The organism is Pseudomonas sp. PS02303, assembly GCF_029959925.1.
In the GTDB taxonomy this organism is placed as follows: Bacteria; Pseudomonadota; Gammaproteobacteria; order Pseudomonadales; family Pseudomonadaceae; genus Aquipseudomonas; species Aquipseudomonas mandelii.
The window spans coordinates 1-11,001 of record NZ_JASCOM010000199.1 but is presented as its reverse complement, the minus strand read 5'-3'; the positions used below and the strand labels follow the sequence as shown (position 1 = coordinate 11,001).

Genomic DNA, 11,001 nt, shown 5'->3' with positions numbered 1-11,001 from the left:
GCTCCCGCTGGGCTGCGAAGCGGCCCTGTTGGCGTCGACAGGTCAGGATCGAGATGATCTGATAACCTCCTGCGGCTGCTTAGCACCCGAGCGGGAGCAAGCTCCCTCGCCACAAAATGGAGCCGACTTCAGGTTAGAGTCAGCCCATATTTTCTAGAGAATCCCCTTGGCCCACCCCGCCCAACGCCGCTGGTATCCCCTGGTCTTCGCCATCGCCGCGCTGGTCCTGCTGCCCCTGAGCGTCCTGTTCTTCTCCTGGCAAACCATCGATCAGCAAATCTGGTCCCACCTCTGGGACACCCAGATGCCGCGCCTGCTGGGCAATACCCTGACCCTGGTGTTCGGCGTCGGTATCGGCGTCACGCTCCTGGGTGTGAGCCTCGCCTGGCTCACCAGCCTCTGCGAATTTCCCGGCCGGCGTTGGCTGGACTGGGCGCTGATGCTGCCATTTGCCATTCCTGCTTACGTGCTGGCCTTCGTCTTCGTCGGCCTGCTGGATTTCGCCGGCCCCGTGCAAACCTTGCTGCGCGAATGGTTCGGCACCGAGCTGCGATTGCCGAGAGTGCGTTCCACCGGCGGCGTCATCCTTGTTCTGGTGCTGGTTTTCTATCCCTATGTCTACCTGCTGGCGCGCACTGCGTTCCTGGCCCAAGGCAAAGGCCTGATGGAAGCGGCGCGGGTGCTGGGGCAATCGCCGTGGCAGGCGTTCTGGCGAGTGGCCTTGCCCATGGCGCGGCCGGCGATTGGTGCCGGTGTGGCCTTGGCACTGATGGAAACCCTGGCGGACTTCGGTGCGGTGTCGGTGTTCAACTTCGACACGTTCACCACGGCCATCTACAAAACCTGGTACGGATTTTTCAGCCTCTCCACCGCCGCGCAACTGGCCAGCCTGTTACTGCTGGTGGTGATGGTCGTGTTGTACGGCGAACGGCGTGCTCGCGGGGCCAACCGCACCAGCAATGAACGACCTCGCATCAAGGCGCTGTACCACCTGCGGGGTTTCAAGGCGTTGGCGGCCATGACTTGGTGTGGCCTGGTGTTCGCCTGTGCCTTCGTCATTCCGATGCTGCAACTGGTGGTGTGGTTCTGGCAGCGTGGACGCTTCGACCTGGATGAGCGTTACGCCGGTCTGATCGTCCACACCTTGTACCTGGGCGGCATGGCCGCGCTGATCACCGTCAGCGTTGCCCTGGTGCTGGCATTTGCCCGGCGCCTGGCACCGACCCGGGCGATCCGCTCCGGTATCAGCCTGGCCAATCTCGGCTACGCCCTGCCGGGTTCGGTGCTGGCGGTGTCGATCATGCTGGCGTTCAGTTATCTGGATCGCGAGCTGGTCATCCCGCTGTCGGGCTGGCTCGGTGGCGCGGGCAAGCCATTGCTGCTGGGCAGTCTGTCGGCGTTGTTGCTGGCCTATCTGGTGCGTTTCATCGCCGTGGCCTACGGACCGCTGGAAAGCAGCCTGGCGCGAATACGGCCATCTTTGCCCGAAGCGGCACGTAGCCTTGGGGTCAGTGGGCCACGACTGTTTTTCAAAGTGTATCTGCCGTTATTGCTGCCCGGCACGTTGAGCGCTGCGTTGCTGGTGTTCGTCGATGTGCTCAAGGAAATGCCCGCGACCCTGCTGATGCGCCCGTTTGGCTGGGACACGCTGGCGGTACGGATCTTTGAAATGACCAGCGAAGGGGAGTGGGCGAGAGCTTCGTTGCCGGCCTTGACGCTGGTTTTGGTCGGGCTGTTACCGGTCATCGGATTGATTCGACGTTCGGCGCATCGAAACGCCTAGGTGTCAGTCCTACACCTTGAGGCTACAATGCGCGGCATTCGGTGCGGTCCGTCCTACGGACCTGGTAGCTGACATCGGCTCAAAGCCTTCTATTTCAAGGCTTTCGCCCGTAAAGCACCGGCCCGCACCTTCGCCACGCCCGGAAGGAGAAACCCATGGGACAGCGCACGCCTCTGTATGACCTTCATCTCGCCCTAGGCGCGAAGATGGTCGATTTTGGCGGTTGGGATATGCCTCTGCATTACGGATCGCAGGTCGAGGAACACCATCAGGTGCGCCGCGATTGCGGGGTTTTCGATGTATCCCACATGACCGTGATTGATGTCACCGGCCCCCAGGCCAAGGCCTGGCTCCAGCATTTGCTGGCCAATGACGTCGAGCGCCTGCACAGCCCTGGCCGTGCCTTGTACAGCACCATGCTCAACGAGCGCGGCGGCATCGTCGACGACATGATCGTCTACCGTCTCGAGGACGGTTATCGGCTGGTGGTCAACGCCTCCACCCGCAATCAGGACCTCGCCTGGATGCAGGCCCATCTCGATGGTTTCGATGTGCAGCTCAACGAGCGCTCCGAACTGGCGATGCTGGCGATTCAAGGCCCCCATGCCCGGCACAAGATTTCCGAACTGGTCACCCAGTCCCGCGGCAACTTGATCCAGATGCTCAAGCCTTTTGAAGGTCAGCCTGACGGCGACTGGTTCATCGCGCGCACCGGATATACCGGTGAAGATGGCCTGGAGATCGTTCTACCCGCCAATCAGGCACCAGGGTTTTTCAACGACTTGGTGGGCGCGGGCATTTCTCCTATCGGCCTGGGTGCCCGGGATACCTTGCGTGTCGAAGCCGGCATGAACCTATACGGCCAGGACATTCATCAAGACGTTTCACCGCTGGCCTCGAACATGGCTTGGAGCATTGCCTGGGAACCGGCCACTCGCCAGTTCATTGGTCGCAGCGCCCTGGAAGCCGAGCGGGCGGGTGGTGTGCAGCACAAACTGGTCGGTCTGGTCCTTGAGGAACGTGGGGTTTTGCGCGCTCATCAAGTGGTCCGTATCGCCAATGTTGGCGAAGGAGAGATCACCAGTGGTAGTTTCTCTCCTACGCTTAGCAAGTCGATAGCACTGGCGCGCGTGCCGATGGCAACTGCCGACCGCGCAGAAGTGGAAATCCGTGGCAAGTGGTACCCGGTCCGGGTGGTCAAACCGACCTTCGTCCGCCATGGCAAAACCTTGATCTAACCTTTTTGGCGGGCAACGACCGCTGACAATTCTCTTGAGGACACAGAACATGAGCGATATCCCTGCCGACCTGCGTTTTGCCGAAAGTCACGAATGGGCCCGTCTGGAAGCCGATGGAACCGTCACCGTGGGCATCAGCGATCACGCTCAGGAAGCCTTGGGCGATGTGGTGTTCGTTGAGCTGACTGAAGTCGGAAAAGTTTTCGCTGCCGGCGATCAATCCGGTGTCGTTGAGTCGGTTAAAGCTGCGTCCGACATCTACTCCCCGGTATCCGGTGAAGTGATCGCGATCAACGAAGAATTGAGTGCTAACCCAGAACTGCTCAACTCCGAACCTTACAATGCCTGGATCTTCAAACTGAAGCCTAGCGACAAGGCTGAGCTGGACAAGCTGCTCGATGCAGCCGGCTACAAGGCCGCCATCGGCGAGTAAGCCTTCAGCGTCATCCCAAAGCCCCGACGTGTCGGGGCTTTTTTTCGCCTGACGGATTTCCCTGTGGGAGCGGGCAAGCCTCGCTCCTGCACGGGTTCGCTGTTGGCAGCGGCTGCTATGCTGGTTTGACCGTGTTGCATCGACGTTGAGCGCCAGCCTAGAGAGAGCCCGTCATGTCCCAGTTGCCGTCCTTGAGCCAGTTACGCGATCCCAATGCCTTCCTTCGCCGCCACCTTGGCCCCGATGCTGCCGAGCAACAGGCGATGCTCGACAGCCTCGGCCTCGGCAGCCGGGTTGAACTGATCGAACAGACGGTACCGCCGGGAATCCGCCTGAACCGCGAGCTCGATTTGCCGCCGGCCCTCGACGAAGAGGCTGCGCTGGCCAAGCTGCGCGGGTACGCCGAGCAAAACCAGGTCTGGACCAGCCTGATAGGCATGGGTTACCACGGCACCCTCACGCCGGCCGTCATTCTGCGCAACGTGTTGGAAAATCCCGGTTGGTACACCGCCTACACCCCTTATCAGCCGGAGATTGCCCAGGGGCGGCTCGAAGCGCTGCTGAATTTCCAGCAATTGACCATCGACCTCACGGGCCTCGAACTGGCCAACGCTTCGCTGCTCGATGAAGCCACGGCGGCGGCGGAAGCCATGGCGTTGGCCAAGCGGGTCGCCAAGTCCCGGAGCAATCTGTTCTTCGTCGATGAGAACTGCCATCCGCAAACCATTTCCGTGGTGCAGACCCGGGCCGAAGGGTTCGGTTTCGAGCTGATCATCGACGCTGTGGATAACTTGAAACAGCACGAGGTGTTCGGCGCGTTGCTGCAATATCCCGACACCCACGGCGAGATCCGCGACCTGCGTCCGTTGATCGATCATCTGCATGCCCAGCAGGCGCTGGCCTGTGTCGCGACGGATCTGCTGAGCCTGCTGTTGCTGACCCCGCCTGGGGAGTTGGGCGCCGACGTGGTGTTCGGCTCGTCCCAGCGCTTCGGTGTGCCGATGGGGTACGGCGGGCCGCACGCGGCGTTTTTTGCCAGTCGCGATGAGTACAAACGGGCGATTCCCGGGCGGATCATCGGCGTGTCGAAAGATGCTCGCGGCAATGTCGCGCTGCGCATGGCCCTGCAAACCCGTGAGCAACATATCCGCCGGGAGAAGGCCAACTCGAACATCTGCACCGCTCAGGTGCTGCTGGCCAACATCGCCAGTTTCTATGCGGTCTACCATGGTCCGGAAGGACTCAAACGCATTGCCCAGCGCGTCCATCGGTTGACTTGCATCCTCGCCGCAGGCCTGGAGCGTCACGGCATCACTCGCCTCAACACTCACTTTTTCGACACGCTGACGCTGGAGGTTGGTGGTACTCAGACCGCAATTATCGAAAGCGCCCAGGCTGCACAGATCAACTTGCGCATTCTCGGGCGCGGGCAGTTGGGGCTGAGCCTCGACGAAACCTCTGACGAATCCACGGTAGCGAAACTGTTTGATGTGTTCCTCGGTTCCGATCATGGGCTGAACGTCGACGAACTGGACGCTCAAACCCTTGCTTCCGGTATTCCGGCAGGTCTGCTGCGCACCTCGCCTTATCTGCGTCATCCGGTATTCAGCGCCCATCACAGCGAAACCGAGATGCTGCGTTACCTCAAGCAACTGGAAAACAAAGACCTGGCGCTCAACCAATCAATGATCCCGCTGGGCTCCTGCACCATGAAACTCAATGCCACCAGCGAGATGATCCCCATCACCTGGCCGCAATTCGCCAACCTGCATCCGTTTGTACCGAAAGAGCAGGCGGTGGGTTATTCGCTGATGATCGAGGAGCTGGAACGCTGGCTCTGCGCAATCACCGGTTTCGACGCGATCTGCATGCAACCCAACTCCGGCGCTCAAGGCGAGTACGCCGGGCTGCTGGCGATCCGCAAATATCACGAGAGCCGTCATCAGGGGGCGCGAGAGATTTGCCTGATTCCGTCCTCGGCCCACGGCACCAACCCCGCCTCGGCGCAGATGGCCGGGATGCGCGTGGTGATCGTCGAGTGCGACGAGGCCGGCAACGTCGATCTGGATGACCTGAAAGGCAAGGCCGCGGACGCGGGCGACAAACTCGCCTGCCTGATGGCGACGTATCCGTCGACCCATGGCGTGTACGAGGAAGGCATCAGCGAAATCTGTGAAGTTATCCACAGTCACGGCGGCCAGGTGTACATGGACGGCGCCAACCTCAACGCGCAGGTGGGATTGGCGCGGCCGGCGGACATTGGCGCCGACGTCTCCCACATGAACTTGCACAAGACGTTCTGCATTCCCCATGGCGGCGGCGGGCCGGGCATGGGGCCGATAGGCGTGCGCGCGCATTTGGCGCCGTTCGTCGCCAATCACCCGGTGGTGCCGATTGAGGGACCGCTGGCGCAGAACGGTGCGGTCAGCGCAGCGCCCTGGGGCAGCGCAAGCATTTTGCCGATCAGCTGGATGTACATCGCCATGATGGGCCCGCAATTGGCGGATGCCAGTGAGGTGGCGATCCTCGCTGCGAATTACCTGGCGCAACATTTGTCCGGGGCGTTTCCAGTGCTCTTCACCGGGCGCAATGAACGGGTGGCGCACGAATGCATCCTCGATTTGCGGCCATTGAAGGCGCTGACCGGAATCAGTGAAGAGGACGTGGCCAAGCGCCTGATGGATTACGGTTTCCATGCGCCGACCATGTCGTTTCCGGTGCCAGGGACACTGATGGTCGAGCCGACCGAGAGCGAATCAAAGGCCGAACTGGATCGGTTTATCGGGGCGATGCTGAGCATTCGCGCGGAAATCACCGAGGTGCAGAACGGTAACTGGCCCGCCGAAGACAATCCGCTGAAGCGAGCGCCGCACACCCTGGCCGATATCACCGGGGTCTGGGAGCGGCCTTACAGCATCGAGCAAGCGGTGACGCCGGATGCGCACACCAAGGCGCACAAGTATTGGCCGGTGGTGAATCGGGTGGACAACGTCTATGGCGACAGGAATCTGTTCTGTGCCTGCGTGCCCGTCGATGATTACCGCTGATCGCCCGGACTACGCAAATCCAATGTAGGAGCGAGCCTGCTCGCTCCTACAGGGTTTTGTGTCGGGCAAAAAAATGCCGCTCATGGGAGCGGCATTTTTATTCAGCTGAACAGCTTATTCCGAAGCCACGGCATTCTTTGCCAGGATCGCATTCGCCAGCTCCATGTCCGTCGCCTGCAGGCCCGGATTGTCGGCGCGGACTTTCTGCATTGCGGCTTCCAGATAAGGACCGCGGATGCCGCCGTCGCTGGCAACGAAGCTGCCGGCATCGTCCTGCGCGGCAACGATCAGCTTGTGATCCTTGAAGGTCAGGTAGGTCGAACCGGTGGTGGCACCGGACGAAATGACGTTACGCCAAAAGCTATCGGCCATCGCCGAACCGACTGGAAGGGACAACAACGCGATGGTAGCGACAGCAAGTTTGAGACGCATGATGGGGTGACTCCACTGGTTAACTACGGCGTTGGATCGCCATTTCCCCAATCCAGTTCCATGACGGCTCATTCAGATGGTTCGACTCGCTAGATGTTGCCCATTTGACCCACATGGGGTGCAGGCTCAGAGGTTGTTTGGCACCATGGCCGATTATTCTCGATGCATGGATGCTTCCCTTGGCTATTGGCGCAATGCTGTACGTCACTGTGTTGAATGTGGTACTGCTGGCGTTTGTCGGCCTACCCGCACTGTTGATTGCGCTGTGCGTTCCCGCCTGGCGCCGACAGATGTTGCGCCAACCCCGCAGGTTCGGTGCGCTTGGTTTGGTCTGTTTGAGCGTGGTCGGCGCCATGTCAGGCAACTACTGGCTGGATGCTGCCAACGATCGGGCGCGAAAGCCTACACTTGAGCATGACGTACAAGTCGAAGGTCTGCCGCTGCCTGCCGGCACCAGACTGCATCTGAGTACGGTCGACCCGCTGGATCAATACGATCAACCACAAGTCCATGGCCTGCCCAGCCTCATTGCTGCCGAATTTGTCGCACCGCACCGGATCAAGGGTATCAACGTCACGGCGCTGGAAATGTTTGGCCCGCCGTATGTGAAACTGCGGCTGGCCAGCGATCAAGCCGTTGATGGCTGGCCTTGTGCGAATGATACCTGGGTGACTTTCGAGATCGACGAAGAGACTCGCCTGCAACCGGATCGCTGGCGCTTCGAGTCCTGCACACTGGTGGCGAACACCGAGATGGGCGGGTTGACCTGGCCGTCCGGCAGTTACGTTCACCGTTACGGTGAGGAATATGAACTGACGCCGGGGGGGAAACGCGAGCGGGTTGTCCTTCAACGTGTTGCGTTGTCCGGCCCGACCCTGACCCTGAAACTGGATAAACAGCAAAAAGCCGTGGGTTGGGAGGGGCAACTGAATGACAGGATCACCTTTGGCGATTGGCAATACCCGCGTCTGACGAGGGTACGCGAGGACTCGCCGCACACGCTGCTGTTCAGCCCGAACAAATCAAACCCCGCACACAACCTGCGCACAGGCGAAATGCTGAAGGCGGGTCACTCGATCCTGCAGCGGAGCTCGGACGGTGCAGTGCTATGGATCAAGCCCAATACCGGATTGGGCCTGGCCGACTGGTAGCGCAGCTATTTCTGCTCACTCTGCGGCGTCACGCGCAATACTTCCTCGATCGTCGTCAACCCTGCGGCCACTTTCTGCGCCCCCGACAGCCGCAGGCTGCGCATGCCTTCCTTGAACGCCTGGCGCCGCACCGCCAGCAAATCGGTGTCGGGATTGATCAGCGCCTTAACGCCATCCGTCAGCTGCATGATTTCGTAGACCCCGGCGCGGCCGCGGTAGCCGGTGTCGCGGCATTCCAGGCAGCCAATGGCGCGCTGGGCGTTGGTGGGCAGTGGCGCTTGCCAGGGTTTGGTCAGGGTTTGCCAGTCTTCTTCACCCAACGTCAGCGGCGCCTTGCAGTGCGAGCACAAGGTTCGCACCAGGCGCTGGGCCATGACGCCGAGCACCGTGGCTTTGATCAGGTAATGCGGCACGCCGAGTTCCAGCAAGCGGCTGATCGCGCTGGGCGCGTCATTGGTGTGCAAGGTCGAGAGCACCAGGTGACCCGTGAGCGCGGCCTGGATCGCCATTTCTGCGGTTTCGAGGTCGCGAATCTCGCCGATCATGATGATGTCCGGATCCTGCCGCATCAGCGCGCGAACACCGGCGACGAAGGTCAGGTCGATGTTGTGCTGGACCTGCATCTGATTGAAGGCCGGCTCGACCATTTCGATCGGGTCTTCGATGGTGCAGAGGTTGACCTCCGGCGTCGCCAGTTTCTTCAGCGTGGTGTAAAGCGTGGTGGTTTTGCCCGAACCCGTCGGCCCGGTCACCAGAATGATGCCGTTGGGCTGGCGGGTCATGTCCTGCCAGCGGCGCAAGTCTTCGGCGGAGAAGCCCAACTGATCGAAGTCCTTGAGCAGCACCTCCGGGTCGAAGATCCGCATGACCATTTTTTCGCCGAATGCCGTCGGCAAGGTCGACAGCCGCAGCTCGACCTCGCCGCCGTCCGGGGTCTTGGTCTTCACCCGGCCGTCCTGGGGTTTGCGCTTTTCCGCCACGTTCATCCGCCCGAGGCTTTTCAGGCGGCTGACGATGGCCATGGTCACTTGCGGGGGGAATTGATAGACGTTGTGCAGCACGCCGTCGATGCGAAAGCGCACTGTGCCTTGCTCGCGTCGAGGTTCGATGTGGATATCACTGGCGCGCTGCTGGAAGGCGTACTGGAACAGCCAGTCGACGATGTTGACGATGTGCGCGTCGTTGGCGTCCGGTTCCTGGTCGCTGGCGCCGAGGTTGAGCAATTGTTCGAAATTGCCCAGGTTGCTGGCCTGCTGATCGTTGTTGGTCGCACCGCTGACCGATTTGGCCAGCCGGAAAAACTCGACGCTGAAGCGCTGGATGTCCACCGGGTTGGCCACTACGCGTTTGATCGGCAGTTTCAGCACATGAGTCAGGTCAGCTTCCCAGCCGTTGACGTAAGGCTGGGCGCTGGCCACGGTCACCGCGTCGCGGTCGATGGACACCGCCAGAATCTTGTGACGCTGGGCGAAGGCGTAGGACATCAGCGGCGTAATCGCCGCCACGTTGATTTTCAGCGGATCGATGCGCAAGTAAGGCTGGCCCGCCTGCTGCGACAGCCACAGGGTCAGGCTTTCCAGGTCGAGGTGTTTACCGGGACGGCTGAGGTCGTCCAGGTGCTGGCTGGCGATGAATTCCAGGGGATGCATCTGGCCATGGGTGGCGTGGCGGCGGCGGGCATTGAGCGCGTGTTCGGCCGAGTCCTGGCTGATAAAGCCCTGGGCGACCAGTTCACGCAGCAAATCATTGAGATCCAGCCAGCGGTCCTGAATGGCAAGTTGAACGGACATGCGGGCTCCTCATGAACAACAGTTCGCAAAGGATAGTCGCGGACCCGCCGACCGTTGGGCCACTACCCGACGAAGCCGTGTCGAGGTTTGTCAGCCCGCCGCCTGAACAGGCGCTTCCCGCAGGGAATCAGCCGCTTGCAGCTCCACCGAACACACGTTGATCAGGTTACGTAATTTTTCCGCAATCACTTCGGCGCGATGCCAGCTCAACCCGTCCATGACGATGTCGATCGACATCAGATCGTCCATCCGCTGCGCGCTGACCTGTTGCGGCGTCAGAAACTGCAAAGCGAACAGGTTGAGCGCCCGGCACAGCAGGTCCGGCTCGGCTTCGGCCAGCAGTTGGTAATGAACGCGGCAGTGCGCGTTGCCGGCGTGCCAGACATCGGCGCGGATAGGCGAGGTGTTCACAGCTTCCAGGTGCGGCATGGTCGGTCTCCAAATCAATGGAGGAATTTTTACATTCGGTGCCGGGCATTTCTTATCTATGATGGGGCTTGTTGGCTATTTTTCGAATTGTTTGATTCGGTCAGCTATCAATTACGGGTTTATTTATGCACAGCGAGCTGGATGGCTACGACCGCAAGATTCTCGCGTTGCTGCAAGAGGACGCTTCGCTCTCCAGCGCGCAGATTGCCGAGCAGGTAGGGCTCTCGCAGTCGCCGTGCTGGCGGCGGATTCAGCGGATGAAGGAGGAGGGGATCATTCGCGGGCAGGTGACGTTGCTCGACCGCAAGAAGATCGGGCTTAACACGCAGATCTTTGCCGAGATCAAACTCAACGCGCACGGGCGTTCGAACTTCACTGAGTTTACCGAGGCGATTCGCGGCTTTCCCGAAGTGCTGGAGTGTTATGTGCTGATGGGGTCGGTGGATTTTTTGCTGCGGATCGTCACGGCGGACATCGAGGCGTATGAGCGGTTTTTCTTTGAAAAGCTGTCGATGGTGCCGGGGATTCAGGAAGTGAACTCGATTGTGGCGTTGTCGGAGATCAAGTCGACGACGAGTTTGCCTGTCTAGGGTATGCGGTGAATGTGCTGGCCTCTTCGCGGGCAAGCCTCGCTCCTACAGGTTTGAGTCGGCCGCCGAATTGGGGTCAACGAAAATACTGTAGGAGCGAGGCTTGCC

Annotated in this window: 9 protein-coding genes; 6 read left to right on the top strand and 3 right to left on the bottom strand. The window is 60.6% G+C overall.

What is annotated here, in order from left to right:
- Positions 1 to 166: 166 nt before the first annotated feature.
- From QMX98_RS27065 to gcvP, 4 genes are all read left to right on the top strand, one after another.
- The gene (locus QMX98_RS27065; RefSeq protein WP_102594811.1) at positions 167 to 1,783 is read left to right on the top strand and encodes an iron ABC transporter permease; all 1,617 of its coding nucleotides are present in this window, start codon (positions 167 to 169) and stop codon (positions 1,781 to 1,783) included.
- Positions 1,784 to 1,938: 155 nt separating this feature from the next.
- Positions 1,939 to 3,021 carry a glycine cleavage system aminomethyltransferase GcvT gene (gcvT, locus tag QMX98_RS27060; RefSeq protein WP_010464981.1) on the top strand — a complete coding sequence of 361 codons (1,083 nt, stop codon included), beginning with the start codon at positions 1,939 to 1,941 and terminating at the stop codon, positions 3,019 to 3,021.
- 49 nt (positions 3,022 to 3,070) lie between these two features.
- Entirely contained in the window at positions 3,071 to 3,454 is a 384-nt protein-coding gene (gene gcvH, locus QMX98_RS27055; protein ID WP_282411643.1) for a glycine cleavage system protein GcvH, read from the top strand.
- 173 nt (positions 3,455 to 3,627) lie between these two features.
- Positions 3,628 to 6,501, top strand: coding sequence for an aminomethyl-transferring glycine dehydrogenase (gene gcvP / locus QMX98_RS27050; RefSeq protein ID WP_010464977.1), 2,874 nt, complete (start codon positions 3,628 to 3,630; stop codon positions 6,499 to 6,501).
- Between the two features lie 114 nt (positions 6,502 to 6,615).
- Here gcvP and QMX98_RS27045 read toward each other — a convergent pair whose 3' ends face one another.
- A complete protein-coding gene (locus tag QMX98_RS27045) occupies positions 6,616 to 6,936 on the bottom strand; it encodes a DUF2388 domain-containing protein (protein ID WP_169857239.1) in 321 nt (106 codons plus the stop codon).
- 167 nt (positions 6,937 to 7,103) lie between these two features.
- Between QMX98_RS27045 and QMX98_RS27040 the strand changes: the two genes are divergently transcribed.
- Positions 7,104 to 8,084: a hypothetical protein gene (locus QMX98_RS27040; RefSeq protein WP_077747175.1), complete on the top strand. Its 981-nt coding sequence runs from the start codon at positions 7,104 to 7,106 to the stop codon at positions 8,082 to 8,084.
- A 5-nt stretch (positions 8,085 to 8,089) separates the two neighbouring features.
- Here QMX98_RS27040 and QMX98_RS27035 read toward each other — a convergent pair whose 3' ends face one another.
- Positions 8,090 to 9,874 carry a type II/IV secretion system protein gene (locus QMX98_RS27035; RefSeq protein ID WP_282411642.1) on the bottom strand — a complete coding sequence of 595 codons (1,785 nt, stop codon included), beginning with the start codon at positions 9,872 to 9,874 and terminating at the stop codon, positions 8,090 to 8,092.
- A gap of 90 nt (positions 9,875 to 9,964) precedes the next feature.
- The gene (locus QMX98_RS27030) at positions 9,965 to 10,303 is read right to left on the bottom strand and encodes a hypothetical protein (protein ID WP_010466649.1); all 339 of its coding nucleotides are present in this window, start codon (positions 10,301 to 10,303) and stop codon (positions 9,965 to 9,967) included.
- 125 nt (positions 10,304 to 10,428) lie between these two features.
- Here QMX98_RS27030 and QMX98_RS27025 point away from each other — a divergent pair, with 125 nt between their 5' ends.
- Entirely contained in the window at positions 10,429 to 10,893 is a 465-nt protein-coding gene (locus tag QMX98_RS27025) for an Lrp/AsnC family transcriptional regulator (RefSeq protein ID WP_046045137.1), read from the top strand.
- The last annotated feature ends 108 nt before the right edge of the window (positions 10,894 to 11,001 follow it).

Excerpts from the sequence above, each read along its gene's own strand:
- QMX98_RS27025 (WP_046045137.1), top strand. The coding sequence starts at position 10,429 with ATGCACAGCGAGCTGGATGGCTACGACCGCAAGATTCTCGCGTTGCTG.
- QMX98_RS27030 (WP_010466649.1), bottom strand. The coding sequence starts at position 10,303 with ATGCCGCACCTGGAAGCTGTGAACACCTCGCCTATCCGCGCCGATGTC.
- QMX98_RS27035 (WP_282411642.1), bottom strand. The coding sequence starts at position 9,874 with ATGTCCGTTCAACTTGCCATTCAGGACCGCTGGCTGGATCTCAATGAT.
- gcvP (WP_010464977.1), top strand. The coding sequence starts at position 3,628 with ATGTCCCAGTTGCCGTCCTTGAGCCAGTTACGCGATCCCAATGCCTTC.
- gcvT (WP_010464981.1), top strand. The coding sequence starts at position 1,939 with ATGGGACAGCGCACGCCTCTGTATGACCTTCATCTCGCCCTAGGCGCG.
- gcvH (WP_282411643.1), top strand. The coding sequence starts at position 3,071 with ATGAGCGATATCCCTGCCGACCTGCGTTTTGCCGAAAGTCACGAATGG.
- QMX98_RS27040 (WP_077747175.1), top strand. The coding sequence starts at position 7,104 with ATGCTTCCCTTGGCTATTGGCGCAATGCTGTACGTCACTGTGTTGAAT.